We start from the raw sequence: 26,118 nt of genomic DNA on the forward strand, positions 1-26,118 counted from the left end.
TCACGACCGTCTATTTCATTAGAATCATCGCCTATTGGGGCTGCTACAAGAGGGTTGTCATTTATAATTTCGTCAAAATCTCTCATTGGGTAATTCAGTGCAGTTCAAACGGGAATAATAAACTTGGCTGATGACTCAATGACTATCGAGCTAAAATCCAAATTTAGAAAGTAGCCATATACTGCTGTGCTTTCAACTGACAATGATCAGTTATTAATCCGTCTAGCATAAAAAGCTTAGGGGTGCATCTGAAGTTGTAGACACGGTATAGATAGTAGCTTTCAGGATTACTTTCTGAAAAGCTCAACTCATTTGCAGATAGCCAAAATGGAGTGTTTTTTCCGTAGCGTGTGGTTTTAACTTCGATATGTCTCGGTTCACCTGATTGATTAAAAGATAAAATATCGAAACCGGTACCATCTCCAATCTCTTTAGAGGTATGTTCAATTTTTTCTGCCAGCTTTTTCTTTCCAAGGCCTCTCAAGCGTTGGTCTTCATATTCTAGAACTAGTTGTTCTCCTGCAAGCCCAAGGCTTTGATTTGCAGCTTCTTTTGCAAGCCAGTTTACTGCAGAAATTTTAGTCACTTTCCGGTTGAAAACTGTCACCTGTTTGGGAGGCTGAATGGGTGGCGGCATATCCAACCATGTTTTGAAATCGGCAGTTACACGTGATGAAACCTTGAGCTGAACATCAGATTTAATGATGTGAAGAAGATCTGGATTAGCCTCCAGCCAGGCTTCTACGGCACCAACCAAGCTTCCCTGAAAGTTGTGAAGCGGTTTATATCCACTTATAGAGGGCAAATTAAGTTGATGGAGTACGGCGCTGATGTTTTGATGCTTAAACTCTATTGAGCCCGATGATCTTAGAGGGATTTTTGTCAAAAGAGTACGGCGGTGCTGGGTTTTATTGTATTTTTTGCCAGCCAACTCTTGAGCTAACATGGAGAAATAGTCGGCAACAATTGCTGTCAGCTCTTCTGAAGTCCAGTCTTTAGACATGGCTATTGCTTGGTTGTAATAAAGTGACCAGGCTACCAGGATGCTGTGCGGGAATAAACGGCAAATTGATGATATATCGCAGCCCGTATATCTCTAGGCTGCGACAACAGAAAAAGTAGTATTTAGTTCCCCAACCCAGCCTCAGCAGAAGCCATCTGAATCAACTCAATCTTGTAACCATCCGGGTCAGTCACAAACGCGATCTCGGTGTTACCACCCAGAACCGGACCCGGCTCGCGGGAGATCTGGCCACCGGCTTCACGAATCTTGTCGCAAGCTGCGTAAATATCTTCCATACCCAGTGCGATATGGCCAAAAGCATTGCCGTGGTCGTAGGACTCGGTGCCCCAGTTGTAAGTCAGTTCGATAACCGCGCTGCCTTCGCTTTCGTCGCCGTAGCCGACAAAGGCGAGGGTGTACTTGTATTCTTCATTGGTGGATTGGCGCAGCAGCTTCATGCCCAGAATGCGGGTGTAGAAGTCGATAGAGGTTTCCAGGTTGCCGACCCGGATCATGGTGTGCAGAACTTGCATGGAGAATGTCACTTCTGATGTTGAAGAAAACAACAACGGCCATCTGATATGGCCGTTGTGAAGAGGTTCTGCAGGCAATAATACCTGATTTTTGGTTAGAGCGCTTCCCGAGCCTCTTCCAATGCTTGCTGCAGCGCCTGCGGGTTCATGCCGCGTACAATCTGGCTACCCATAATAAAGGCCGGGGTACCGGAAATACCCAGTTCAGAGGCCAGTCGATGGTTGGCATTGAGGGCCTGCTTGACGGATTCGCTTTGCAGCGCTGCTTCCAGCTTGTCCCAGTCCAGCTTCAGTTGTTCAGCAACGGCTTTGACCTTGGCGGCATCAACACCACGCTCGGACATCAGGGCTTCATGGAACGGGGTGTATTGTTCCGGCCATAGCTGGTTTACAGCCATTGCCGCCTGGCTGGCGTAGACTGAACCTTCACTCAGAATCGGCAGTTCCTTGTAAACTACCCGCAGGTCACTGTTGTTTGCGACCAGGTGCTCAACCAGCGGACGTGCACGCTTGCAGTAGCCGCAGTTGTAATCCAGGAACTCAACCAGAGTAATGGTGCCTTTCGGGTTGCCACCGACCGGATCAGCCGGGCTGTTGAACAGGGCGTCGGCATTTTCGGCAATAATCAGCTTGTCGTTCTGCAGTTGTGCCAGCTTCTGCTTGGCTTCCAGTGCGCGGGATACATCCAGCAGCACTTCCGGATTTTCCAGCAGATATTCCCTTACGATATTCTGGATTTCTTCTTTCTGGTCAGTATTGAAAAGATCGCCAGTCGTGGCCATGGTCGGGGAAACGACAACCGCCATCAGGCCGGCGAGGGCCAGTTTTCTGAGATTCATCAAGGGCTCTCTGGTCATATAAAAGAGTGTTCTAACCCTGCCACTGTAACATAACTGAACTTCGATGCGATGCCTGCTACCCGCGGCTGATTGTTAATGAATGCTGTGCAATGTAAGTATTTGTGCATAGAATGCCTGAATCTAGCTGTTGTATTAATGAGGGGGAATTGATGTCAGCAGATATTCTTAAGCATGAGATGCCGTTGCTGAATGGTCAGATGCAATCGCTGGAAGCGTACCGTGGCAAGGTATTACTGATCGTAAATACCGCCAGCAACTGTGGCTTTACACCCCAGTACAAGGGGTTGGAAGCAGTCTATGAAAAATATCAGGATCAGGGGCTGGTGGTCTTGGGCTTTCCCTGCAACCAGTTTGGTGAGCAGGAGAAGGGGAGCAGCGATGAAATTGCCGCCTTCTGTGAAAAAAACTACGGTGTGACCTTTCCGGTATTTGAAAAAATTGAGGTAAATGGCGATAACGCTGCACCTCTGTATCAGGAACTGAAGAAGGAAGCGCGAGGCATTCTGGGTACCCAGAAAATCAAATGGAACTTCACCAAGTTTCTGGTAGGTCGCGACGGTAAGGTAATAGAACGTTTTGCGCCAACGGTGAAACCGGAAAGTATTGAATACAAGATCAGAAGGGCGTTGAAAGCCTGATATCTGTGTCGTTATTCGAAGCGCCACAGCCCTGTGGCGCGACAAAATTTACAGTTTTTTTTCTCGTCTAATTGTTATTGATCATGCAATAACATTGTTTTCCCCACACAAAAAAGCCAACGAAATCAACATCATTTAATTAGATTGCTTCTTTTGATAGGTAATAGCTATCAGAGAAATAAGAAAATTTAACTTCTGCCTTAAATAACAACTTGCTCAAATCGCTAGTGAGGCGGTTAGCAGTATCTCCGCACAACAAGCAGCCTGATTATTTCAGAACAAGAACAATGTAATCAGGTGGAAAACAAAAAGCTGATGGAAACAGCAAGCAAAAACAATAGAGGACTTTCTCATGTATCGATTTGCTCGCAATACCCTGCTGGCTTTCGCCATTTCCAATAGCGTACTGGCTTCTCCTCTCACTAAAGATAACGGTGCTGTGGTGGGTGATAATCAAAACTCCTATACCGCCGGTGAAAACGGTGCGGTTTTTCTGCAGGATGTTCATTTAATCCAGAAGCTGCAACGCTTTGCCAGAGAGCGCATCCCTGAACGTGTGGTTCATGCCCGGGGGACTGGCGTTTACGGTGAATTCAAGGCCTCGCGGGATATCTCTGATTTAACCCGTGCCAAAGTCTTTCACAAAGGTGAAGAAACACCGGTGTTTGTGCGTTTCTCAACCGTTATTCATAGCAAGGGTTCTCCGGAAACGCTGCGGGATCCCAGAGGGTTTGCTACCAAGTTTTATACCCGTGAAGGTAACTGGGATCTGGTCGGCAACAACCTGCCGGTGTTCTTTATTCGTGACGCAATTAAATTTCCGGATATGGTTCACTCATTGAAACCCTCTCCAGTGACAAATCAGCAGGATCCCAACCGTTTCTTTGACTTTTTCAGTCATATTCCCGAATCAACCCATATGTTGACCTGGGTGTATTCCGATTATGGGACGCCGGCCAATCTGCGGCAGATGGACGGCTTTGGTGTGCATGCCTATAAGTTTGTTGATGCCGGTGGTGATGTTTCCTATGTGAAGTTTCACTGGAAATCACGTCAGGGTGTTCAAAACCTGACAGCGCAAGAGGCTGCAAAGGTTCAGTCCAAAGACTTTAGTCATGCTACCCGGGATATGTACAAGGCAATAGCCGCAGGTAACTATCCGCAATGGGATCTGTATATTAAAGTGCTGAAGCCTTCACAGCTGGATGATTTTGATTTTAATCCACTGGATGCCACCAAAGTCTGGCCGGATATCAAAGAAGTCAAAGTGGGCACCATGACGCTGAACCGGGTGCCGGATAATTTCTTTCAGGAAACCGAACAGTCTGCATTTGCGCCGGCCAATATTGTGCCCGGTATAGAACCTTCTGAAGACCGGTTGCTGCAAGGGCGGGTGTTTTCTTACTCAGACACCCAGCTTTACCGTCTGGGAGCCAACCATCAGCAAATTCCGGTTAACCGTCCGCGGGTTGAAGTCAATAACTGGAATCAGGATGGGGCTGGTAATCAGGGCAATCAAAAGTCAGATGTAAATTACCAGCCAAGCCGGCAGGATCCTCGGCCTGAAAGCAACGAGGGCCGTTACAGTGAGCTGCCTTTGAGCGGTAGCTATCAACAGGCCGCGATCTCCAAACAGTTACCCTTTGCCCAGGCCGGGGATCTTTACCGAAGCTTCAGTGCTCAGGAGCAGGCCAATCTGATCAGTAATCTGGCGGGTGATCTTGGACAGGTTAAAAACAGTGAAGTGAAACACCAAATGCTCAGTCACTTCTATCAGGCGGACAAAGGCTTTGGCGAGCGCTTGACCAAAGCCGTCAATGGTAATTTGAAAACAGTTGTAGCTTTGTCTCGATAAACTTGTCTCGATAAATCAGTCCCGATAACCCATAAGAGCAGCGGTACTTTGCCGCTGTTCACACTTTTCTGGTGATTTTATGCGCTGGATTTCTTTTATCTGCTGCTGTCTTGTATTTGTTATCGGAAATGCTCAGGCCGTTTCTGAATCCAACTCGAACTCAAACGATGCCAAAGTATTAACAGACTACTTCTTTGCTGCGGCTCGAACCAACGACGCTGTGTTAATCGAAACCTTTGTTTCAGAAGGGTTCCCGATTGATATCCAGAACCAAAAGGGCTACACCGCTTTAATGGTGGCGACTTACCACGGGCAACAGGATGCCTTTGATAAGTTGCTGCAATATGATGCTAATCCCTGTGTGCAGGATAACCGGGGAAATACAGCCCTGATGGCTGCCATTTTCAGGGGAGAGCTGGGTATGGCTTATCGTCTGATGAAAAGCGACTGTAACCTGAAACATGAAAACAATGCTGGTCAGACGGCAGAAGCGTTTGCCCGGGTATTTGGCCGCAAAGATATTCTGCAAAAGCTGACGGCTGCACAGCTTGTAGAGAGTACGCCGTGACTTTTGTAAGTATCAAAAAGGTGATGTTGTAAGAAGAGTAGCTCCGGACAGGCTCCGGAGCTGTTTTACGATGATTCAGGCGACGATACCTTGCTGATAGAGGCTATCAATATCTGCGGCACTGAATCCCGCCTGCTCAAGTGTTGCCGCGGTGTGTTCTCCCAGCTTTGCCCCGGCAGAACGATACTCCGGTTGACTGGAGGAGTATTTGATCGGGTGGGCGAGCTGTTGTAGTGAACCATCATTCAGCGGGACATCAACAACCATTTCCCGTGCCTGAAAATGCTCATGTTCAGTGGCTTCGCCAAGGGACAATACCGGCTCGACACAGAAATCCGCTGCACCAAATAAATCAGCCCAATAGTCACGAGTCTGATTACCGATAACCTGCTGAATATCCTGTTTCAGCTGTTGCTGGTTTTCTGCTGAAAAATCTGCCGCCCGAGCAGCCCATTCCGGATGACCTAGTGCCTGAAACAGTCCGATAGCAAACTGGGGCTCAAGACTACCAATCGAGATATATTGGTTATCTGATGTGCGATAAAAATCGTAAAACAAACCACCATTCAGGGTTTCTGTTTCATATCCCGGCTCTTCAGCACCGGAAAGATAGGTCGCACCGTTCAGTCCGTTAAGTGCCAGTGCTGCATCAGCCATACTGATATCAATATACTGACCAACCCCGGAAGCCTGGCGTTGATAAAGTGCTGCCAAAATACCCATTACTGCATGGTGGGAACCACCGGCGATATCAGCTACCTGCACACCGGGAGGTACAGGGCCACTGTCTTTACGGCCGGTATGGCTGGCCAGTCCGGAAAGTGCCAGATAGTTGATATCATGCCCGGCCCGGTCCTTTAATGGCCCTGTCTGGCCATAGCCGGTGATAGAGCAATAAATCAGTTGCGGGTTTTCGGCTTTAAGCGTGTCATAGTCCAGCCCCAGTCGTTTCATGACACCGGGGCGGAATTGTTCAACTACAACGTCGTATTCCTTGACCAGCTTTTTAACGATTTTGATGGCTTCCGGCTGTTTCAGATCAATGGCCAGTGAGCGTTTGTTACGATTAACGGTTGCATGAGTTGCAGAGATGTTTTTTGCAACGAAAGGTGGCAATGTACGCATCAGGTCGGGACGCTTGATGGCCTCCAGTCGCAGTACATCGGCGCCCATATCAGCCATTATCATGGTGGCCCAGGGGCCAGGTAATAATGTGGAAAAGTCGAGTATCTTCAGTCCTTCAAGTGGTCCTGCCAAAACAAAATCCCCCTGACTTTCTATTTAAAAAGCCTGTCTGTAATACAGACAGGCTTGATGTTGTTAATACAAAATAAATACTGCTGACTTAGTTGTCTTTAAACTGTTTATTTTCAGCAGCCATATCACGCAATAGCTTCGGTGGAGTAAAGCGGTCGCCGTAGGCTTCAGCCAGTTCATCAGCCCGACTAACAAATTTGGCGACACCGTACTGGTTGATATACTGCAGTGCGCCACCGCTCCAGCCAGCAAAACCGATACCGAAAATAGAGCCGATATTGGCATCACGAATGCTGGTCAGCACGTTTTCTTCCAGACAGCGTGCGGTTTCAACGGCTTGAATAAACAACAGGCGTTCTTTCAGGTCCTTCAGCGGCAGCAGGTTTTCACCACCAAACTGTTGCTTCAGTCCCGGCCATAGTTTTTTGCCTTGCGCTGAATAATCGTAGAAGCCCTGACCGCTGGATTTCCCGGGACGCTCCAGCTCCAGCATCTGATCCATGACAACATCAGCAGGGTGTCCTTTATATTCACGTCCCTCTGCCTCAGCATCCAGCATGGATTGACGACGGATCTTGGCCGTCAGGCTCAGGGTGACTTCATCGGTAACAGCCAGTGGCCCTACGGGCATACCCGCCAGCAGTGCTGCATTTTCAATGGCTGCTGCAGGTACACCTTCGCCCAGCATGGCAACACCTTCATTTACAAAGGTGCCGAATACACGTGAGGTAAAGAAGCCCCGGCTGTCATTAACGACAATGGGGGTTTTATTGATCTGCAATACAAAGTCGTAAGCCAGAGCCAGTGTTTCATCCGAAGTTTGTTCACCACGAATAATTTCAACCAGTGGCATTTTGTCGACCGGCGAGAAGAAGTGCAGACCGATAAAGTTGGCCGGCCGTTCACTGGCTGTTGCCAGTCCGGTAATGGGCAGGGTCGATGTATTGGAAGCAAATACAGCTGTTTCAGCCAGCTGGTTTTCTGCTTCTTTAGTGACCTTGGCTTTCAGCTTGCGATCTTCAAAAACTGCTTCAATCACTAAATCACAACCGGCTAGGTCAGCTGCTTCACTGGTTGGATGGATTCGGCTCAAAATCTGTTCTGATTGCTCCTGAGTCGTACGCCCGCGCGCCAGTCGCTTGTGCAGTAATCCGGCGCTATAGCTTTTACCCTTCTCGGCGGCTTCGAGACTGACATCTTTCAGTACGACTTCAATACCGCGTGATGCACAGGACCAGGCAATACCGGCGCCCATCATCCCGGCACCCAGCACACCCACTTTTTTGCAGGCTTTTCGTTCAAAGGCTTTCGGACGTGCAGCACCGGCCTTGATTTCATTCAACTGGAACCAGAAGGTGTTGATCATATTCTTGGAAACCTTGCCGGTTACCAGTTCAACAAAGTAGCGGGTTTCAATTCGGCAAGCGGTATCGAAATCGACCTGGGCACCTTCAACGGCGGCACTGAGAATGGCTTCCGGAGCCGGGTAGCAGCCCTTGGTTTTTTCTTTCAGCATGGCCGGCGCAACGGAAAGCTTGGGTGCCAGTTTCGGGTTGGAGGGTGTACCACCCGGAATACGATAGCCTTTCTGGTCATAAGGCTGGGTAGATTCGGTGTGAGCCTCGACCCAGGCCAGTGCTTTAGTCAGTAGTTCGTCCTGTGATTCTGCCAGATCACCAACCAGTCCGGCTTTCTGCGCTTTGGCCGGATTCAGCTGTTTACCTTCCATCAACAGCGGCAGCGAAGCTTCAATGCCCAACAGACGAACTGTGCGAGCAATACCACCGGCACCGGGCAACAGACCCAACGTCACTTCCGGCAGTCCCATTTTGATCCGCGGGTCATTCAGGGCAATCCGGTGATGACACATCAACGCCAGCTCCCAGCCACCACCGAGGGCTGCGCCATTGATTGCAGCAACCAGTGGTTTGCCCAGGGTTTCCAGTTGGCGCATATCGGCCTTCATGGATTCCACTTCATTAAAGAACTCGCTTGCCCGTTCAGGGCCGACCTGAATGATTTCATTCAGATCACCTCCGGCAAAGAAGGTCTTCTTGGCGGAGCGCAGAATAATGCCGGTCACACTGTCCTGCTCTGCAACGACGCGCGCCACAGCTGCTTTAAAATCGGCCTGGAATGACTGGTTCATTACATTGGCTGAACCGTCAGGATTGTCCATAATCAGCTGGACAATGCCTTTGTCGTCTTTCTGATAGGTAATAGAAGTCATCGGTCAGCTCCCTTAAATCCGCTCAATAATGGTGGCAATGCCCATGCCGCCGCCGACACACAGGGTAACCAGACCGTAACGCTGCTCCCGTGCTTCCAGCTCGTCCAGCAGCGTGCCTATCAGCATTGCACCGGTGGCACCCAGCGGATGGCCCATAGCGATAGAGCCGCCATTAACATTGATTTTCTCGAACGGAACACCGGTTTCCTTCTGGAATCGCATCACAACCGATGCAAAAGCTTCGTTGACCTCAAACAGATCAATATCATCAAAACTCAGGCCGGCAACCTTCAATGCCTTGCGGGCAGCCGGAGCCGGACCGGTCAGCATAATTGTCGGGTCGGTGCCGCATACTGCGGTGGATACCACTCGGGCACGAGGCTTCATGCCCAGCTTTTTACCAGCATCTTCACTACCAATCAGCAGCAGCGCGGCACCGTCGACAATACCGGAAGAGTTGCCGGGAGTATGAACATGCTCAATGGACTCAACATGGGGATATTTTTCACGTGCCACGCCATCAAAGCCGAGACCACCCATCATGGCAAAAGAAGGTTTCAGGACACCCAGTGTTTCTGCAGAACTGTCAGGGCGAATCAGTTCGTCGTGTGACAGAATTTCAATGCCATTGCGATCTTTCACCGGGATAACCGAGTTTTTGTGTTTGCCGGCAGCCCATGCAGCCGCAGCTTTCTGATGTGATTCAGCAGCAAAGCGGTCAACCGACTCACGATCAAAACCTTCCAGTGTGGCAATCAGGTCAGCACCAATACCTTGTGGCATGAAGCCGGTATCCAGACTGGTTTCAGGATCCATGGCCCAGGCACCACCGTCGCTACCCATAGGAATGCGGGACATGGATTCGACGCCGCCGGCAACGACCAACTGTTCCCAGCCGGAACGCACCTTCATGGCTGCAAGGTTTACGGCTTCGGCACCGGAAGCACAGAAACGGCTCAGGGTGACACCGGCCACATCATCATCCCAGCCAGCAGCCAGTGCTGCAGTTTTGGCAATATCAGCACCCTGGTCGCCTACCGGGGTTACGCATCCAAGAACAATGTCGTCAACTTCAGAGGTGTCCAGATTGTTACGGTCACGGAGAGAATTCAGCAGGTCAGCCAGCAGAGTAATCGGTTTGACTTCGTGCAGGGCGCCATTCTTTTTGCCCCGGCCACGGGGAGTTCGAATGGCATCAAAAATCAGCGCCTCGCTCATCATGCAGGTATCCTGTTGATGGTTTATGCATAAGTTGTCGTTCTTATTATGGAGTCATCGACAACGCTGTTAAGTACCCGGTCAGGCTAACGGATTGGCTGTGGGTCGCAATGACCTAATATGTCATCCTGATTGACAATATGTTGTACGCAAATAAAAAAAACCGCATGTTTAAGCATGCGGTTTTTGGCAGCTGATATCAGCTACTAGATCTGATAGGGGTTAGTAGTGAAATTTCAGCAGTGATTGTTCCGCTTTCAGTGCAGGTTCCTGCATCTGATGGGTCAGAAACTGAGTGATATCTTGCAATGAGCACACCTGGTTTTCTGACGGTGTCGAAATATCACAGCTGTGAAGTGGCTGGGATTCAGCTACAGTCGATGTTTCATCACTTTTGGATATACCGGAGTGAGAGGCCAGTGAAGAAGACAGTGCCGGCGGAGCCAGTGCATAGTCGGCATGTTCGCAGATAATCTGGGTAATAAACTGCTCGGCATCCTGTGACTGATGCAGCACCAATCGGGCTGAACCCATCAGCCAGTTGTACAGATACACACCAATACCCGCAGTGCTGTCGAGCGAAACCGGACATAGCAGCGTACCGTCTTCCGGCAGGCCGGCACTGATATAGATCAGCGAGGCTGCATGCAGCCAGTCGCCATGGCTGTAGTGGTGGAATTCACCATGGCCATAGAGTACAGAAAACATATCTCCGGGTTGAGGATCGGTGTACTCCATGTGACGAATCAGGCTTTTGTATTCCTGCTCTGTCCACTCGGTCGAGGTATCAAGAAACTCGATATCGGATTCTTTCTCTTCACTCAGGGATAAAATACGGCAAAAGTCCGGCAATTCCTGACGTGCAGCTTCGCACAAATGAACCCCGTTATATACCGTGCCAATATAGGCTTTTGGACGGGTATAAGCGGCGGCCTTATTGAGTTCTTCTGTCTCGATGTTGAGCGGTACTGGAGCGATAACTCCCCCAATACGAGCGATTGCCAGATAGAGGATTACATACTCGGCAATATTCGGCAGTTGAGTCAGTACGATATCGTGATTACCAATGCCGGTTTCGACCAACCGGGCTGCAGTCCAGCGAACTCTGTCTTCTACTTGCTGATAGCTGAGGCGAAGAGGGTGGCCGGTTGTAAAGTTGGCCCGATCCGGAGGGTCTGCCAGGGCAATACGTTGTGGATGTGTGGCCCAGGCCCGGCGGAACAGACTGTCCAGGGTTTCCTCGTTGGCGATATCCTGCTGTTTGAAGAGATGTCTGGAGACTTTGGAACCGGTGCGCATTGAGGTGTTTTCTCTTGGCTATGCTTCAGGTTTGACTGAAGTCCGGGACAATTACAGGAGGAACGGGACGGGGAGTCGGGAGACAACAGGAGTGATCACTACAGGCCGTCGACAGCAAACGACAGCGACTGGCAAAACCATTAATGTGATCACAACACAACATGGCCGGAATCCTGTGATTGTCCCTGTGGAATAATGCAGACACCAACATTACCAGTACTGTGAGTGTTGGATCAAGTTGCTATCGTTCCTTATATCTGCAGTGCATAAGCAGACTTATCCGGTTCTGCGACTGTTGGCCCGATAGCGGGCAATACAACTTGCCGGGGTTTCATCGGTCCATTTGCGGAATGCACGATGAAAGGCGCTGGGTTCGGAAAAGCCCAGATGCTGCGCGACTTCCTGAATCGGATACTGTTGTCGGGTCAGCAGATAAATGGCTTTATCCCTTTGCAATGACTCTTTAATTGAGCGGAATGAACTGCCTTCTGCCCGCAGATGCCGACGTAAGGTTTGAGGCGTTGTATGCAGCTGAATAGCCAGCTGATCCAGTGTTACCGCAGCCATACAGTCAGCGTCGTCCAGTAGCCGTTTTACCTGTGCCGTTGTGCTGTCATCGTTCTGATAGCGCAGCAACATGGGCCCGGGAAGTAGAGCAAGAAAATGATCCAGAGTTGCCGGTGATTGCACAACCGGCATATCGAGGTAGCGCCGGGGAAAAATCAGCTCATTATATTGCTGCCCGAACTGCATATTGCAGGCAAATATCGCTTCGTATTCTTTTTTGTAATCCGGCTTGTCAAAGGTAAACAGGATTTGGTCCGGCGCGATATGCCGATCAATCAGCCAGCTGCCCCAGCGCAAAGCCACGACAAATACAGTCTCAAGGCTGAAACGGCTGTTACGGGCCTCATCCGGCTCATAAATAGCCCTGATCCGGGCTTCATCCCCATGCTCGGTCAGGCGAAATCTGAAACTATCGGTTAGCAGCCGGTAAAAAGCACCCGCCCGTTCCAGTGCCAGCCGCAGGTTCTGGCAGTGAATGGTGGCATGACACATCATGGCAAAGCTGCCGGGCTTGATAGAGCGTGAGCTCAGTCCGAATAACTCATCATCCAGTTGGTTGATCACCAGCCGCAGCAGGTTGCTGTATTGATCAACACTCAGTCGCATTTCCGGATTGCTGAGGACTTCCTGATCAATGCCGGCCTTTCGCAGCAGTGCAGGGCGGTCTAACCCTCTTCTTGCAGCCGCATCCAGAATGGCCTGGATAAATATATTCGCGACGGTCGATCTCTGGCTCATTATTCCGGGCCTTTTTATTATTTGCTCTACAGCCGGCTTTCTATCCCCGTTCTGACGGGAACCTTTCTGCATGGGATGACTTTGTTGTGCGCCTGCAACCATCAGGGATTGTTGCTGTTGATGTCAAGCCTGATAACACACTTTTCAGCGCTGGTGGCCGATAAAACAGAGCAGGGTCTGAGAAAGAGAGCGTTATGGAAATAGGGCAGAGGTTCCGGCTGGCAGCGGCTGAAATAAAAGTCGGACACTTCCGCGAAGCCGGGCGAGTGCTGCTGGGAAGGCATCAGGGGCGACAGGTCCAGAAACATCCGGTAGAACAATCCAGCCAGCGAGGGTTCAGGCATTTTGTTGGCAAAATCTATCGCAAGTTGACCGGGCGTCAGACTACGGTGCAACCTGTTCCCGGTCAGGGATATATTCGCCAGATGTCTGCAAAGCTGGCGGCAGAGGCCCTTAATAAAAAGCTGAGCCCTGTTCGTACTGAGGGAACGCATGTCCAACCGGTGAGACAAGAGCCTACCGATCTGAAACAAAAAAAGAAGGCCTTGCCTGGCTATCATCAACAACCCGAGCGGCTAAAGCGCGATCTGAAAAGGCTGGATGCCAAAAGTCCCCATGCAATCGAAGCTTTTTCCCTGAAAATCCAGAAAGCCATAGCCGAACTGAAAGCTGATAATCCCGGCGATGATCTGGCAGCACAGGATTGGATGTTCTCGCTATTCAAGCAGGTTTCGTTCGGTAAAAGGGATTTGGCGCTGATAGCCAAGCTGCGTCAGATTGATGTGGCAGGTTATTCCAACCCGCATCTGAACAGTCTGCGAATGTTCCTGAATATGGCGGTTGCTATTGATCTGGTAAAGCAGGGGCCCAAACCCGTTGATCATAACGATGTTGCCAGAATGGATAAAAGTGGCAATCTGGCTGAAAAAAAGCAGGCTATAGCGCTGCGGGCACGTACATCATGGATGGCTCAGGCCAGTCCTTCCGAGCTGCGCCGGTTATCGCTACAGCCGGCAAAAATCAATCAAATTATGGGCTGTGCCTATGATATGCGGGCGGAGCTGACAACGTTGCAGGATGCTATTATCGCCTTGCCGGAGAGTGTTGCAGAGAACAGGCAGTTGCGGGCTATCCACTCAAAGATAGAGACACTGATGACTGACCTGGTGAAAAGAAGAGATGATTTTGCTGTGAATGCTGTCCTGCATGATTGCAAAAAGCAGCTGACAAAACTTGAGAACTCATCATCTGCAGATATGGCTGCGGTGAATTTTGCCCGGGTATGGGATCAGTGGCCTGAAAATTATGTTAAGACAGCGTGATTATCCGACCTGATAGCATCAGGCCGGATAGCATATGCGGAGGATATACCGAGGGTCAGTCGATCCAGCCGCCCAACTCTTTCCAGCGATTCACAATGGCACAGAACAGATCTGCAGTCTTGTTGGTATCATAGCGGGCGGAGTGAGCTTCGTTCTTGTCAAAATCAATACCGGCCGCATCACAGGCACGAGCCAGCACAGTTTGACCGTATGCCAGACCACCCAGTGTCGCCGTATCAAAGCAGGAGAACGGGTGGAACGGGTTGCGCTTCAGGTCACAGCGTTCAGCGGCCGCATTCACAAAGCCAAGGTCAAAAGTGGCGTTATGGCCGACCAGTACGGCACGGTTACAGCCGGTCTTTTTCACGGCCTTGCGAACCATTTTAAAAATGCTTTGCATGGCTTCGTTTTCTGCAGTGGCGATTCGCAGCGGGTGAAACGGATCAACACCAATAAACTCGATTGCGGCCTGATCAATGTTGGCACCTTCAAACGGCTTGATATGAAAGTGCATGGTTTCGTCCGGGTGAATATAGCCGGTGTCGTCCATATCAAGCGTGACAGCTGCAATTTCCAGCAGGGCATCCGTCTTGTTGTTAAAACCGCCGGTTTCAACATCGACAACAACCGGCAGAAAACCACGGAAACGCTGGGAAATCGGACTTCCGGATGAATATTCGTTATAGCTCACAGGGAACCCTTAAATACAATTGCAGTCTGGCTGCTCTATGGTGCAGTGCCTTCATTACCTGATAATGAAAGCACTGACGCTTGTTTACGACCTGAATACTGGCAGATACTTCAGGTAGGTTCGGCAAGAGTCCAGCTAAGGGACTCTCCCGCTTTCAGGGGAACAACCGTATCATTGCCCAGAGCTATCTCGGCGGGAACCGGCTGTTCCTGTCTGATTAACGTGATGGTGTCGTCATTGTACGGCAGGCCATAAAAATCTGCACCGAAACGGCTGGCAAAACCTTCCAGTTTGTCCAGCGCGTCGAGCTGATCAAACAGCTCGGCATACAATTCTATAGCACCGAAGGCAGAGAAACATCCGGCACAACCGCAGGCTGACTCTTTTGCACCTTTTACATGGGGTGCGGAGTCAGTTCCCAGGAAGAATTTGGGGCTGCCACTGATGGCAACCTGCTGCAGTGCATCCTGATGAATATTGCGCTTCAGAATCGGCAGGCAGTAAAAGTGAGGGCGAATACCACCAACCAGCATATGGTTGCGGTTGTACAGGAGGTGCTGCGGAGTAATGGTCGCTGCAATATTATCAGACGCCTGCTGTACAAAATCTGCAGCATCCTTGGTGGTAATGTGTTCCATTACAACCTTCAATTCAGGGTAACGCTCTACCAGCGGCAGCAGCTTCTGTTCAATAAACAGTTTTTCCCGGTCAAAAATATCAATGCCCGGATCCGTCACTTCACCATGAACCAGCAGTGGCAGTTGCTGTTCAATCATCGCTTCCAATGCGGGATAGATTTTTTCCAGTGCCGTGACACCGGCATCGGAATTGGTGGTAGCACCGGCAGGATATAATTTGAGCCCGATAACATCACCACCGGCTTTGGCATCACGGATCATCTCCGGTGTTGTGCGGTCGGTCAGGTAAAGTGTCATCAGGGGTTCGAAGCGACTACCTTGTGGTCGGTGAGCCAGAATATCAGCCTTGTATTCGGCGGCTTGCCCTGCATTTATTACCGGCGGCTTCAGGTTAGGCATAATAATGGCGCGGCCGAAACAACGGGCCGTTGCCGGCACTGTGTGGCGCAGCATATCACCCTGGCGCAGGTGCAGATGAAAGTCGTCGGGGCGAATTATTGTAAGTTGTTCTTTCATTCGAATGCCTGACTGCTGCTGAATAAGAAAATGACGACGAATCGTACCGAATCAGTCTCCAAAATTATACCCTGTGCACCAGAAAACAAGTGCTGAATAAAAACCCGAAATAACAGGTTTTAATCCGGGCTAAATTACTGATAATGAATAAATATTCTTTATGATGAATTCTTTTATTGCTCGTTTTTATGCTTTTTCTTGCTTATATATAGCGGTTTCTGGTTAAAATAGGGCTCACAAAAATAATGGCTACGATAAGATAAATATACAGTAGCGCAGAATAAGGCAGAAACCTGCCAAATTGATGTACCGGAGTCCTCAATGAGAGATATCAGCAAGGTAGTTCTGGCCTACTCGGGCGGTCTGGACACCTCTGTCATTGCCAAATGGCTGGAAGATACCTACCACTGCGAAGTGGTAACCTTTACTGCTGACCTGGGTCAGGGAGAAGAAGTCGAGCCTGCACGGGCCAAGGCTGAAGCTCTCGGCATTCGAGAAATTTACATTGAGGATCTGCGAGAAGAGTTTGTCCGAGACTTCGTATATCCCATGTTCCGTGCCAATACCGTATATGAGGGTGAATACCTGCTCGGTACTTCCATTGCCCGTCCGCTGATTACCAAGCGGTTGATTGAAATTGCCAATGAGACTGGCGCTGATGCGATCTCTCACGGTGCGACTGGTAAGGGTAACGACCAGGTGCGTTTCGAGCTGGGTGCCTATGCGCTCAAGCCCGGTGTGCAGGTGATTGCCCCCTGGCGGGAATGGGATCTGAATTCCCGGGAAAAACTGCTGGAATATTGCGATCGTCACGGCATTGAAGTCGAGAAGAAGAAAGGCAAGTCGCCTTACTCAATGGACGCCAACCTGCTTCATATCTCCTATGAAGGCGATATGTTAGAAGATCCCTGGAATGAGCCGGAAGAAGAGATGTGGCGCTGGAGTGTTTCTCCTGAAGAAGCCCCGGACGAAGCCACCTATCTTGAACTGACTTACCGTAAAGGGGATATCGTCGAGATCGATGGTGAACCGATGTCTCCGGCTACCGTACTGGAATATCTGAACAAGATCGGTGGCGCCAACGGTATTGGTCGACTGGATATCGTCGAGAACCGTTATGTCGGTATGAAATCCCGTGGTTGTTACGAAACTCCCGGCGGTACCATTATGCTGAGAGCGCACCGGGCGATTGAATCCATTACCCTGGATCGTGAAGTGGCGCATCTGAAAGATGAACTCATGCCACGCTACGCCAAGCTGATTTACAACGGCTACTGGTGGTCTCCCGAGCGCAAGATGATGCAGCAGATGATTGATGAATCGCAGCAGAATGTGAATGGCCGGGTCAAACTGAAGCTGTATAAAGGTAATGTCATTGTTGTAGGTCGTGAATCGGAAGACACCCTGTTTGATGAAAATATTGCGACCTTTGAGGATGATGCCGGAGCCTATGATCAGGCGGATGCGGCTGGTTTCATCAAGCTGAATGCACTGCGACTGAGAATTGCCGCAGGCAAAGGGCGTGAGCTGCTTGACTAACAGTCGAGTCTGAAAGTCCTTCTGATTACGTTTGATACTTGCAGATAACCCGGCTTTTAGCCGGGTTATTTTTATCCATCTCTGGCCGCTTCACTTCTCAGTCTTGCCTGACTATCTGTACCAAAATAACGCCCCTGACGAATCACTGACAACAGTTCGTCATATTTAAAACCAGCAAAACGTCGTTTATCCAGTTTGCGGGCGCGGTTGGTCAGCTCTTCATCACTGATTCTGGTTGTCTGCTTTAGTGCTGCCACGATGATATTACCGGTGCCGGGTGCTATCCAGACATAAAGCTGGGGAAAAATCGTGTGAATCAGTTCAATATCTTCGAGGCTGCGCTCACAAACATGCAGGTTAAAGATTGCAGCCCCCCAGGGAACGAGTCTTTGGTAAACACCAGTCAGGGTGCTTTTGGTTCTGACATCAAGAGGAATACCCCGGGTATCGGTAGATGTGGTCATATTACCCAGCAAAATATCAACAATGATCAGGCTGTACGGCCCCATATTGGGACTGGCAAAGGCTTTAAGTGCATCATCCTGAATCACTGAAATTGCAGGCGCGGACGGTAAATTAAAATACTGGCGGGCGATGGCAATCACCTCCGGATCGAGCTCGACCACATCCAGCTTCTCTGCCAACTGGTGGTGATGAATAAAATGCACCATGGCGCCGCCACCCAGGCCTGCGAGCAGAACTTTCTGTGGTCTGGGCATAAATAGAAAGGCTGCCAGAACATTGCGGGAATAGGAGCGGTTTTGCTGCCAGGGCGCTTCGCGCACTAATGTGGTCTGATGTCGCTCGGTTCCGTCCTGATTAATAAAAGCCAGCTGCCGTAACGGGCCTTCATCATAGATTTTGATCTTGGAATACTCGCTCAACACAATCAGTCCGCTCGGGGGGAGTGGTGGATACGGCGTTGTGCGTGAGTGCAGGAGAGATGTCGACGATCCGGCCGCTCCTGGTTTGGCAGGCTCAAGCCGGGAATGTGGATCCGTGGTAATAATCTCGCCTGAAAGTCCCGAATCTGCCCGAACGCAGGAGCAGCAGGCCGAAAGACTTGTCACAATTAACGTGGTCAGGCAGATTCTGATAAGAGAGCACGTATTTATTTTCATTGTGATTGAATGTTCTGTGATTGTTATTTGCGTTTGCAGCATAGACTAGAGAGCAATTCAATGTAGTCGAAAACAGCGAGTTGATCCTGTTGGCCGCGCCTGAAGCAGGATCTGAAGAAAAATAACAACCATACTCAGCTATGGAGAACAGGAGTATCTGAATGAATTTCTGCAGTCAGTGTGGTGGACAGATTGAGCGGCGGGTTCCGGCAGGAGATAACCGGGAGCGGGATGTCTGCCCGCAATGTGGCTTCATTCACTACCAGAATCCCAAGGTGATTGTGGGGTGTCTTCCTGTCTATCAGAATAAGGTGCTGCTGTGTCGCCGGGCTATTGATCCTCGCTATGGGCTGTGGACATTACCGGCGGGATTTATGGAGTTGGGCGAAACAACCTGGCAGGGAGCCGAACGGGAAACCTGGGAAGAAGCCCGGGCCAAAGTATCAAACCTTGAGCTGTACTCGGTTTTCAACCTGCCCCATATCGGCCAGGTGTACTGTATTTTTCGTAGTGAACTGGAAAAGCCGGAATTTGCACCGGGAGAGGAAAGCCTTGAGGTGGCGCTGTTTGAGGAAGAAGAAATTCCCTGGGATGAGCTGGCATTTATGACAATTTCCCGCACCCTGAAACACTATTTTGAGGATCGAAAGAGTGGCGACTTTCCGGTACGAATGGAAGATATAGAACCTTCTGTGAAACCAAAGTGCTGAACTTGCCCTTCGGAGCCCTGTCTGAGCTATGAATGATTTAACTCTATCAGGGACGGGCTATGCGCAGGGTGCAGACTATTACCGCTTACGGTGCTCATGCTGAAGGCGAAGCCGGTCGGGTGATTACCGGGGGTATTCCAGCTATTCCCGGAGTGACCCTGCTGGAAAAAATGCTGTATCTCAATCAGCATGATGACAGTCTGCGCCGTCTGACCCTGTTTGAACCGCGTGGTGGAGCTCACCTTTCAGTTAATCTGTTATTACCTCCTGTGAACCCGAAGGCCGATGCCGGCTTTATTGTGATGCAGTCGGATGAAGTTCATCCCATGTCCGGTTCCAATGCCATGTGTGTGTCTACGGTGTTGCTGGAAACAGGCATATTGTCCATGCAGTATCCGCTGACGCATTTAACACTTGATACCCCTGCAGGTCTGGTTCCGGTTCAGGCCCATTGTGCTGATGGAAAAGTCAGCCGGGTCAGTCTGCAAATGCCGGCTTCTTATGTACAGAATCTGGACTTTGTTCTGCCTGTTCCAAGCCATGGTGACGTGAGGGTCGATGTTGCTTTTGGTGGCAGCTTTTTCGTGCTGGTAGATGCCCGTCAGCTGGGTCTGGAAGTCGGTGCCAAAAATGCCAGAGCACTGGTTGCTGCAGCCAATAATATCAGGATGGCGGCAGACAAGTTGATCAATGTTCAGCATCCATTACTGCCATCCATTAACAGCATTGATTATGTGATGTTTACGGATAAAGGCGGTGACGGAAAACTGCTGAATGCCACGGTTTATTATCCTGGCAGGCTGGACCGGTCGCCCTGTGGTACCGGATCTGCAGCGCGGCTGGCCGTGATGCATGCAAAAGGGGAGATTGAACCGGGAGAGTCGACGGCGTTTTATTCAGTTATCGGTGGCTGTTTTGAGGCTCGAATACTGAGTACTTGCCGACTGGGTGAGTTTGCTGCAATTAATCCGGAAATCTCAGGCCGTAGCTGGATCTATGCGTCGGAACAGTTAACCGTCGATCCTGACGATCCGTTCCCGCTGGGGTATGTGTTATCTGATACCTGGGGGCCAGGGCTGGAAGTGTGATCTTTCAGCCCGCCTGGATTCGACTTGTCGTTATGAAATCAGCCGTGTGGCTGGCACAGAGGATCCAGCATCCATACATCGAATGCCGGCTCTTCGTAGGGATGAGCCTGTCTCATGGCTTCGACGACACCCTTGATAAAGGCATCGTCACAAACCATTTCAACCTTGTACTCGCTGACCTGTTCCACCTTGTGGTGAGAGCCCAGGGTTGGATTGCTGTTTTCCAGCGGTCGAAACTGGCCAATACCCTTGGTTTCCCAGCTACAACTGTCATAGTTGCCGATGCGGCCGGCACCGGCACTGAACATGGCTTCCTTGACCGGTTCCAGATGGGATTCGGGAATAAAAACAGCAATCTTGTACATGCCGGATTTTTGCTCTCAGGCTGAATTAATTGTTAGTCGCTGCCAGGTAATTGAGAACCGGGCGTGCATACATATCGAGCATGATGGGATGCTTTTTCTCCAGCGTATTCTGGAGGCGCAGTTCCAGCTGCTCGGTTGCCTTGCTCAGTTCTTCTGCAGAGAAATCACTCAACAGGTTTGAAACATCCAGTTCCGGCATCAGCTTCTGGCAGGCCAATACATTGACCGGGAACAGACGGTAAATCGTATGAATCTGGCGATCGATTGCAGCAGTCACAGCCTGGGCAGTTTCCAGTCCCGGTTCAAGGGTTTCACCAAAGGCGATATGAACCCGACCCTTCTGACCTTCCAGTCCGGTCATAATACTGCGCATATCTTCGCCTTCCTGCTTGGTATAGCCACCTTCGTTTTTGGTGGCATACAATTCGCGGGATTTCAGCAGATCGCAGGGATCATATTCATAGCTGATCGCTACCGGCACAATATTGAGTCCTTCAATGACTTCCGGGAAAGGACCGGCCTTGCGCTGGCTCATGGTGATCATCTTGATAATGGCGGTATCGGTACGGTCATCTCCGTCCTTGGCCCGGCCTTCACTCTGGGCAATCCACACTGAACTGTGGTCCTGCTTCAGCGAGTGATTGATATAAGCCGACAGGTTGGTCAGGGATGCCAGTCGCTCGCGGCGGGCGGTGATACTGCGCTCTACCACAAAGCTTTTGTTCAGACGCATCAGGTCATTAACAAAAGGGCGCTCCAGCAGGTTGTCACCGATCGCAATGCGAACCGTTTCCCGCTCGTTGCGGAACAGACCCCAGTTCACCAGTGCCGGGTCCAGTACGATATCCCGGTGATTGGAAATAAACAGTACCGGGCGGTCTGTCGGGACATGCTCAAGTCCGGAAAAAGTAACAGCTTCGGTAGTCTGCAGCAGCAGTTGTGCCAGCAGCGGCTCAAGCTTCTGCTGTACGGAATGTACATCATGAATCTCGGCAAAGGCTGTTTCGAGCTCTTTGTGAACCAGCTTTACCAGCTCATCTTCCGGTAACTTGCCGATATAGGGTGCTGCCGCACTGTAGCGAACCATTGCCAGAATAAATTCCCGATCCTGTAGCAATCGCTGCAGAACGGTCTGGACTTCAGAGTCGTGATAAGGACGTATCGCGTCGAAAGACGACATAGGCTTTATTCAGTTATTCCATCAATTCGTCGCATTATATACAGGCCGTTTATTAAGTTCTGTAGCGCCACTGTGGCGGAATGTAATTATATTCTACTGATGATTGCTATTTGGAGCGACAATTCGGGCAATTCTGTATTAGAAGAGGTGAATATAAGGGTTTAGTGATATGGGTAAGTGTTTTATAATCGCGGCGCAGTAATATTACGGTCTGAAACAGTCCAGGATAAGTATAGATGGCGATCAACAGAAAGATTTGTGCTCTGGCGATATTCATGTCCATGCCGCTGATGGCTCAGGCTGAAACGCCTGCCGGTGGTATTCAGGCTCCGGATATTGCGCAGCTGCAGGTGCAGGTGAAAGAAGGTGAACCGGCTGCCATGACCGAACTGGGCAAGGCTTATGCCGAAGGCACCGGGGTTGAGCGGAATGTTCAGAAAGCCTTCATGTTGTTCCAGCAGGCGGCGGGTCGTGAATATCAGTATCCTCAGGCGCAGCTGGAAATGGCCCGGGCCTACATGAATGGCATGGGTACCGATGCCAATCTGATCAGTGCCTGGATCTGGAGCAAGCTGGCTTCCTACAACGATGTTGTGCGTGATCAGGCGACGACTCTGAATCAGTCTGTGGCCGGTCGTTTGAACGATATGCAGCTGGAAAAAGCCCGTGAGCTGGCAGAGCAAGTGCGAACTGTGTACCTTGGAGCAGGCGCATAAGTAGCTGTCAGAGGAAAGCCGATGATTCCTGTTTACAAACCGGCCGATATGGTTGAAGCCCAGTGTCTTAAAGATATGCTGGAGCATCGAAAGATTCGTTGCCATATTCAGGGTGAATATTTGCTGGGTGGTGTGGGTGAGCTGCCGGCAAGTGGTTTGTTGGAGTTGTTCTGCCTGCCGGAAGATGCGGAGCTGGCGCGGGAGCTGATACAGGATTACCTGACAGCCACGCCGGTCGCTGAAACGGATTTAAGTCATGATGACTGATTGAGAACTGTCTCTGATTAAAACACGGATAAACCTGTCTTTTCTGTAAACAGTTGCAGAGCCCGGGTAGCAACCATGGAATTACCCTTGCTATTCAACCCCGGGCTCCAGGCACAAATCACCATCTTTTGTGGCACCACTGCCAGCACCCCGCCGCCAACGCCGCTTTTACAGGGCAAGCCAACGTGAAAAGCAAACTCTCCCGCCTCATCATAAGTACCGCAGGTCATCATTAATGAGTTGATGCGCCGGGTCTGACGGCTGGTAATGATCGGTGAGCGACTGGACGGCAGTCGTCCGGCATTAGCCAGGTAACTGAAAGAACGGGCCAGATCATTACAGCTCATTTTCAATGCACACTGATAGAAGTAGGTTTTCAGTACCGCGTCACTGGTGTTTTTGATATTGCCAAAGCTTCTCAGATAGCTGACTAGTGCCGCATTACGGTGACCGTGATCGTATTCGGACTGAAACACCCTTTCATCGTATTCAACGGTTTCATTGCCAGAAGTGGTACGCACAAAGTCCAGCAGCACCTGATAAGGGTTGCAGCTGTTGCTGATAATGGTGTCTGTCAGTACCAAAGCACCGGCGTTGATAAACGGATTACGGGGAATGCCGTGTTCGTACTCCAGCTGTGACAGGGAATTAAAGGCGGTACCGGAAGGCTCGACACCCACCCGTTTCAAAAAGTCATCACCAATAAAACGCATGGCCAGCGTCAGGTTATAAACCTTGGAAATACTCTGAATACTGAACGGCGTATCTGCCGCCCCGACCTGATAATGTTCGCCTTCAACGGTGTAAACCGACATGCCAAATGCCGTGTTGTCAGCTTCAGCCAATGCGGGAATATAGTCAGCAGGCGGGCATTGCCCCAGCAATGGCTGAATTTCGTCTTGTATCTGATCAAGAATTTTCTGATAGAACATATAACCACATCCATGAACGGATTAAATTTGGAGGGAATGGTAGTGCATACCTGCTCCCGCTTGCTATCAGGAGCTTCTGCAATTCTTTGTTTATTTTTGTCGGATTGATAGAGGCTTTGAACCATTGCAGGGCAGGGAATATGAGTGGTTTAAGGGTACAGAGCCTTTTTGTATTACTGCAGGTCAATGAAGAATTGTCATTCTTTATATATGTTGGCCTCTTTAAAATTGGTGTGGAGAGCTCGAAAAAATGAGAAGCAGGCTTACTGGTGTTGGCTGTCTTTTTGTCATGCTTCTGACAGGTTGTGCGACAGGTTTTCAATCCCTGAATTCTACCGGAACGTATGAAAGTAAAGAGATCTCACCGGGAAAATATAAGCTGTATTATCTGAGAAATAGCGTTACGGACCCCGAGACGGCTCAATGGTATTGGCACCATGGGGCGAGTAAATTATGTAAAGGGACGTACAGTTTTAACATATTGCATATCAAAGACTATTCGGAAGACAATTCAGGGATTGTATTGACCACATTTAGACCTGTGCCAGCCGAGCTAACCCAAGTCTATGGCATTGTGAAGTGTAAGGATAAGGGTTGAAAGTTATTTCAGGCAGAATAAAGAAAAGAGCTGAATCTTCGAAAACAGCTCTTTTCCTGTCAGGTTAGGGCAAAATGGGGGAGCTTAAATCCCCGCAACAATATCCTTACTGAAGCTCTTTTCGCAGTACTTGCACTTCAGGCGAATATCGTCGTCCTGTTTTCTGACCCGGAAGCAGGCTTCAACCGGCTCATTGTGGGAGATGCAGTTTGAGTTCGGGCAATCGAAGCCACCTTCCAGCACATCCGGTGTGGACATGGGGAATTTGCGGGTAACTTCGTAATCCTCGATGACGTTAATCGTCGCTGTTGGTGCGAACAGAGATAGTTCGTTGGCCTCTTTGGTGGTAAACAGGCGGTTTTCCACTTTCAGGATATCTTTCAGTCCAAGCTGCTCACTGGGCAGGTTGAAACCTACGGTAATGCGCAGCTCGCTGTCCAGCAGTTGCAGCCGGCGCAGAATCTTCGCACCCTGGCCTGCCGGAATATGGTCGATAACGGTGCCCTTGCAGATGGCCTCAACCTGGAGTTTCTTTTTCATAATCGCGCTTCCTTAATCCTCGGATAGAGCTTTTGACTTAAATAAAGCCGGCAGCTCAGATAGAACCTTCAGTCAAAACCAGAGCGAGCAATGCCATGCGGGCATAAACCCCGTTTTCAGCCTGCTGGAAATAGTAGGCGTACGGTGTTTTATCTACGTCGACATTGATCTCATCCACCCGGGGCAGGGGGTGCAATACTTTCAGGTTGTCTTTGGCCTCGGTCAGCATTTCGGCATTGAGGATATAGCGGGAGGCGATGTGCTTGTATTCGGTTTCGTCAAAGCGCTCTTTCTGAACCCGGGTCATATAAATGATATCTACCAGCGGAATCACTTCTTCCATGCTTTCCACGCACTGGTATTTGACGCCTTGCTCGTCCAGTTCGGCCAGCAGGTAGTCCGGCATGCTCAGGGCATCGGGAGCCAGCAGATAGAATTCACAGTTAAAGCGAGCACAAGCCTGAGCCAGGGAGTGGACGGTACGGCCATACTTGAGATCACCTACAAAGGCGATTTTCAGCCCTTCCAGTTTGCCCTGGGACTCATAGATGCTGAACAGGTCAAGTAGAGTCTGGGTCGGATGCTGGTTGGAGCCGTCGCCACCATTAATAATCGGTGACTTGGTAAACTCGGATGCCAGACGTGCTGCACCTTCCTGCGGATGACGCATGACCACAGCATCGGAGTAAGAGCCGATGACTTGCATCGAGTCAGCCAGGGTTTCCCCTTTTTTGGCCAGTGAAGTGTTGCCACCGTTATCAAAACCGATCAGCGTCCCCCCCAGGCGCAATACGGCAGTTTCAAACGACAGTCGGGTTCGGGTCGATGCTTCAAAGAAGCAGCTGGCAATAACCTTGTTTTGCAGCAGGTCGGGACGGGGTGTGTGCTTCAGCTTTTCTGCTGTGGCCACAATAAGCTCCATCTCTTCCCGGGAAAGGTCGGCTATGGAGATGATATCTTTCTGATACAGGGATGGGATCGCCATGTGAGTGCTCACCTGTCACTTTTGTCGTTGGTCGCAGGCAAAAAAAAAGCCCCTTGATAAAGGGGCTTTTTTTCTGGAATTGGGAAATAACGGGAGAAAATGACCGGAGTCGCCGTCTTGCAGCGCTTGTTGTGATGTAAAGCA

At 50.1% G+C, this 26,118-nt stretch carries 25 protein-coding genes; 9 read left to right on the plus strand and 16 right to left on the minus strand.

Annotation, left to right across the window (positions count from 1 at the left end; translation table 11 throughout):
* Positions 1-163: 163 nt before the first annotated feature.
* The 3 genes from ACYZZ0_RS12470 to ACYZZ0_RS12480 form a co-directional block, all read right to left on the minus strand.
* Positions 164-1,003, minus strand: coding sequence for a protein NO VEIN domain-containing protein (locus ACYZZ0_RS12470; protein WP_461536960.1), 840 nt, complete (start codon positions 1,001-1,003; stop codon positions 164-166).
* 122 nt (positions 1,004-1,125) lie between these two features.
* A complete protein-coding gene (gene gloA, locus ACYZZ0_RS12475; RefSeq protein WP_461536961.1) occupies positions 1,126-1,536 on the minus strand; it encodes a lactoylglutathione lyase in 411 nt (136 codons plus the stop codon).
* A gap of 95 nt (positions 1,537-1,631) precedes the next feature.
* Positions 1,632-2,375: a DsbA family protein gene (locus tag ACYZZ0_RS12480; protein WP_461536962.1), complete on the minus strand. Its 744-nt coding sequence runs from the start codon at positions 2,373-2,375 to the stop codon at positions 1,632-1,634.
* A 170-nt stretch (positions 2,376-2,545) separates the two neighbouring features.
* On the opposite strand from ACYZZ0_RS12480, the gene ACYZZ0_RS12485 reads away from it, so the two are divergent.
* From ACYZZ0_RS12485 to ACYZZ0_RS12495, 3 genes are all read left to right on the plus strand, one after another.
* Entirely contained in the window at positions 2,546-3,034 is a 489-nt protein-coding gene (locus tag ACYZZ0_RS12485; protein ID WP_461536963.1) for a glutathione peroxidase, read from the plus strand.
* Between the two features lie 352 nt (positions 3,035-3,386).
* Entirely contained in the window at positions 3,387-4,889 is a 1,503-nt protein-coding gene (locus ACYZZ0_RS12490) for a catalase (RefSeq protein ID WP_461536964.1), read from the plus strand.
* A 79-nt stretch (positions 4,890-4,968) separates the two neighbouring features.
* Positions 4,969-5,457, plus strand: a complete 489-nt coding sequence (locus ACYZZ0_RS12495; RefSeq protein WP_461536965.1) for an ankyrin repeat domain-containing protein — start codon at positions 4,969-4,971, stop codon at positions 5,455-5,457.
* A gap of 75 nt (positions 5,458-5,532) precedes the next feature.
* Here ACYZZ0_RS12495 and ACYZZ0_RS12500 read toward each other — a convergent pair whose 3' ends face one another.
* From ACYZZ0_RS12500 to ACYZZ0_RS12520, 5 genes are all read right to left on the minus strand, one after another.
* Positions 5,533-6,714 (minus strand): CaiB/BaiF CoA transferase family protein, encoded by a 1,182-nt coding sequence (locus ACYZZ0_RS12500; RefSeq protein WP_461536966.1) that lies wholly within the window; start codon positions 6,712-6,714, stop codon positions 5,533-5,535.
* Positions 6,715-6,802: 88 nt separating this feature from the next.
* The gene (locus ACYZZ0_RS12505) at positions 6,803-8,944 is read right to left on the minus strand and encodes a 3-hydroxyacyl-CoA dehydrogenase NAD-binding domain-containing protein (RefSeq protein WP_461536967.1); all 2,142 of its coding nucleotides are present in this window, start codon (positions 8,942-8,944) and stop codon (positions 6,803-6,805) included.
* Positions 8,945-8,956: 12 nt separating this feature from the next.
* Complete coding sequence (locus ACYZZ0_RS12510) at positions 8,957-10,162, minus strand: acetyl-CoA C-acetyltransferase (RefSeq protein WP_461537157.1); 1,206 nt, start codon at positions 10,160-10,162, stop codon at positions 8,957-8,959.
* Between the two features lie 222 nt (positions 10,163-10,384).
* Entirely contained in the window at positions 10,385-11,461 is a 1,077-nt protein-coding gene (locus ACYZZ0_RS12515; RefSeq protein ID WP_461536968.1) for an AMP-binding protein, read from the minus strand.
* Between the two features lie 276 nt (positions 11,462-11,737).
* Positions 11,738-12,766, minus strand: coding sequence for an AraC family transcriptional regulator (locus tag ACYZZ0_RS12520; protein ID WP_461536969.1), 1,029 nt, complete (start codon positions 12,764-12,766; stop codon positions 11,738-11,740).
* A 194-nt stretch (positions 12,767-12,960) separates the two neighbouring features.
* On the opposite strand from ACYZZ0_RS12520, the gene ACYZZ0_RS12525 reads away from it, so the two are divergent.
* Positions 12,961-14,088, plus strand: a complete 1,128-nt coding sequence (locus tag ACYZZ0_RS12525) for a hypothetical protein (protein ID WP_461536970.1) — start codon at positions 12,961-12,963, stop codon at positions 14,086-14,088.
* A 55-nt stretch (positions 14,089-14,143) separates the two neighbouring features.
* Here the strand turns inward: ACYZZ0_RS12525 and rnt are convergent, their stop codons facing one another.
* Entirely contained in the window at positions 14,144-14,779 is a 636-nt protein-coding gene (rnt, locus tag ACYZZ0_RS12530) for a ribonuclease T (protein WP_461536971.1), read from the minus strand.
* 110 nt (positions 14,780-14,889) lie between these two features.
* Positions 14,890-15,933 (minus strand): dihydroorotase, encoded by a 1,044-nt coding sequence (pyrC, locus tag ACYZZ0_RS12535; RefSeq protein WP_461536972.1) that lies wholly within the window; start codon positions 15,931-15,933, stop codon positions 14,890-14,892.
* Positions 15,934-16,254: 321 nt separating this feature from the next.
* Between pyrC and ACYZZ0_RS12540 the strand changes: the two genes are divergently transcribed.
* The gene (locus ACYZZ0_RS12540; protein ID WP_461536973.1) at positions 16,255-17,472 is read left to right on the plus strand and encodes an argininosuccinate synthase; all 1,218 of its coding nucleotides are present in this window, start codon (positions 16,255-16,257) and stop codon (positions 17,470-17,472) included.
* A 71-nt stretch (positions 17,473-17,543) separates the two neighbouring features.
* On the opposite strand, the gene ACYZZ0_RS12545 is transcribed toward ACYZZ0_RS12540, so the two are convergent.
* Positions 17,544-18,359 (minus strand): spermidine synthase, encoded by an 816-nt coding sequence (locus tag ACYZZ0_RS12545; protein ID WP_461536974.1) that lies wholly within the window; start codon positions 18,357-18,359, stop codon positions 17,544-17,546.
* Positions 18,360-18,754: 395 nt separating this feature from the next.
* Here ACYZZ0_RS12545 and ACYZZ0_RS12550 point away from each other — a divergent pair, with 395 nt between their 5' ends.
* Positions 18,755-19,303, plus strand: a complete 549-nt coding sequence (locus ACYZZ0_RS12550) for an NUDIX hydrolase (protein WP_461536975.1) — start codon at positions 18,755-18,757, stop codon at positions 19,301-19,303.
* A 59-nt stretch (positions 19,304-19,362) separates the two neighbouring features.
* The gene (locus tag ACYZZ0_RS12555; RefSeq protein WP_461536976.1) at positions 19,363-20,391 is read left to right on the plus strand and encodes a proline racemase family protein; all 1,029 of its coding nucleotides are present in this window, start codon (positions 19,363-19,365) and stop codon (positions 20,389-20,391) included.
* Positions 20,392-20,429: 38 nt separating this feature from the next.
* Here ACYZZ0_RS12555 and ACYZZ0_RS12560 read toward each other — a convergent pair whose 3' ends face one another.
* Positions 20,430-20,756, minus strand: a complete 327-nt coding sequence (locus ACYZZ0_RS12560) for an NGG1p interacting factor NIF3 (protein ID WP_461536977.1) — start codon at positions 20,754-20,756, stop codon at positions 20,430-20,432.
* Between the two features lie 25 nt (positions 20,757-20,781).
* Entirely contained in the window at positions 20,782-21,936 is a 1,155-nt protein-coding gene (locus tag ACYZZ0_RS12565; protein WP_461536978.1) for a 1-acyl-sn-glycerol-3-phosphate acyltransferase, read from the minus strand.
* A gap of 236 nt (positions 21,937-22,172) precedes the next feature.
* Here ACYZZ0_RS12565 and ACYZZ0_RS12570 point away from each other — a divergent pair, with 236 nt between their 5' ends.
* Both ACYZZ0_RS12570 and ACYZZ0_RS12575 read left to right on the plus strand, forming a co-directional pair.
* Complete coding sequence (locus tag ACYZZ0_RS12570; RefSeq protein WP_461536979.1) at positions 22,173-22,652, plus strand: SEL1-like repeat protein; 480 nt, start codon at positions 22,173-22,175, stop codon at positions 22,650-22,652.
* Between the two features lie 21 nt (positions 22,653-22,673).
* The gene (locus tag ACYZZ0_RS12575; protein ID WP_461536980.1) at positions 22,674-22,919 is read left to right on the plus strand and encodes a putative signal transducing protein; all 246 of its coding nucleotides are present in this window, start codon (positions 22,674-22,676) and stop codon (positions 22,917-22,919) included.
* Between the two features lie 17 nt (positions 22,920-22,936).
* Here ACYZZ0_RS12575 and ACYZZ0_RS12580 read toward each other — a convergent pair whose 3' ends face one another.
* The 3 genes from ACYZZ0_RS12580 to pyrB form a co-directional block, all read right to left on the minus strand.
* On the minus strand, positions 22,937-23,851 hold the full coding sequence (locus tag ACYZZ0_RS12580; protein ID WP_461536981.1) for a glutaminase: 915 nt from the start codon (positions 23,849-23,851) through the stop codon (positions 22,937-22,939).
* A gap of 682 nt (positions 23,852-24,533) precedes the next feature.
* Positions 24,534-24,989 (minus strand): aspartate carbamoyltransferase regulatory subunit, encoded by a 456-nt coding sequence (gene pyrI, locus ACYZZ0_RS12585; RefSeq protein WP_461536982.1) that lies wholly within the window; start codon positions 24,987-24,989, stop codon positions 24,534-24,536.
* 55 nt (positions 24,990-25,044) lie between these two features.
* The gene (gene pyrB / locus ACYZZ0_RS12590; protein ID WP_461536983.1) at positions 25,045-25,974 is read right to left on the minus strand and encodes an aspartate carbamoyltransferase; all 930 of its coding nucleotides are present in this window, start codon (positions 25,972-25,974) and stop codon (positions 25,045-25,047) included.
* Positions 25,975-26,118: the final 144 nt, after the last annotated feature.

The sequence above is a fragment of the Spongorhabdus nitratireducens genome, assembly GCA_947387575.1.
Taxonomy (GTDB): Bacteria; Pseudomonadota; Gammaproteobacteria; order Pseudomonadales; family Endozoicomonadaceae; genus CANDOC01.

Coding starts and splice junctions, on each gene's coding strand:
- ACYZZ0_RS12540 (WP_461536973.1), top strand. CDS start 16,255: ATGAGAGATATCAGCAAGGTAGTTCTGGCCTACTCGGGCGGTCTGGAC.
- pyrB (WP_461536983.1), bottom strand. CDS start 25,974: ATGGCGATCCCATCCCTGTATCAGAAAGATATCATCTCCATAGCCGAC.
- ACYZZ0_RS12470 (WP_461536960.1), bottom strand. CDS start 1,003: ATGTCTAAAGACTGGACTTCAGAAGAGCTGACAGCAATTGTTGCCGAC.
- ACYZZ0_RS12515 (WP_461536968.1), bottom strand. CDS start 11,461: ATGCGCACCGGTTCCAAAGTCTCCAGACATCTCTTCAAACAGCAGGAT.
- ACYZZ0_RS12555 (WP_461536976.1), top strand. CDS start 19,363: ATGCGCAGGGTGCAGACTATTACCGCTTACGGTGCTCATGCTGAAGGC.
- ACYZZ0_RS12485 (WP_461536963.1), top strand. CDS start 2,546: ATGTCAGCAGATATTCTTAAGCATGAGATGCCGTTGCTGAATGGTCAG.
- pyrC (WP_461536972.1), bottom strand. CDS start 15,933: ATGAAAGAACAACTTACAATAATTCGCCCCGACGACTTTCATCTGCAC.
- ACYZZ0_RS12525 (WP_461536970.1), top strand. CDS start 12,961: ATGGAAATAGGGCAGAGGTTCCGGCTGGCAGCGGCTGAAATAAAAGTC.
- ACYZZ0_RS12510 (WP_461537157.1), bottom strand. CDS start 10,162: ATGAGCGAGGCGCTGATTTTTGATGCCATTCGAACTCCCCGTGGCCGG.
- ACYZZ0_RS12520 (WP_461536969.1), bottom strand. CDS start 12,766: ATGAGCCAGAGATCGACCGTCGCGAATATATTTATCCAGGCCATTCTG.
- ACYZZ0_RS12490 (WP_461536964.1), top strand. CDS start 3,387: ATGTATCGATTTGCTCGCAATACCCTGCTGGCTTTCGCCATTTCCAAT.
- ACYZZ0_RS12560 (WP_461536977.1), bottom strand. CDS start 20,756: ATGTACAAGATTGCTGTTTTTATTCCCGAATCCCATCTGGAACCGGTC.
- ACYZZ0_RS12480 (WP_461536962.1), bottom strand. CDS start 2,375: ATGAATCTCAGAAAACTGGCCCTCGCCGGCCTGATGGCGGTTGTCGTT.
- ACYZZ0_RS12550 (WP_461536975.1), top strand. CDS start 18,755: ATGAATTTCTGCAGTCAGTGTGGTGGACAGATTGAGCGGCGGGTTCCG.
- ACYZZ0_RS12575 (WP_461536980.1), top strand. CDS start 22,674: ATGATTCCTGTTTACAAACCGGCCGATATGGTTGAAGCCCAGTGTCTT.
- ACYZZ0_RS12495 (WP_461536965.1), top strand. CDS start 4,969: ATGCGCTGGATTTCTTTTATCTGCTGCTGTCTTGTATTTGTTATCGGA.
- gloA (WP_461536961.1), bottom strand. CDS start 1,536: ATGCAAGTTCTGCACACCATGATCCGGGTCGGCAACCTGGAAACCTCT.
- ACYZZ0_RS12505 (WP_461536967.1), bottom strand. CDS start 8,944: ATGACTTCTATTACCTATCAGAAAGACGACAAAGGCATTGTCCAGCTG.
- pyrI (WP_461536982.1), bottom strand. CDS start 24,989: ATGAAAAAGAAACTCCAGGTTGAGGCCATCTGCAAGGGCACCGTTATC.
- ACYZZ0_RS12570 (WP_461536979.1), top strand. CDS start 22,173: ATGGCGATCAACAGAAAGATTTGTGCTCTGGCGATATTCATGTCCATG.
- ACYZZ0_RS12580 (WP_461536981.1), bottom strand. CDS start 23,851: ATGTTCTATCAGAAAATTCTTGATCAGATACAAGACGAAATTCAGCCA.
- ACYZZ0_RS12565 (WP_461536978.1), bottom strand. CDS start 21,936: ATGTCGTCTTTCGACGCGATACGTCCTTATCACGACTCTGAAGTCCAG.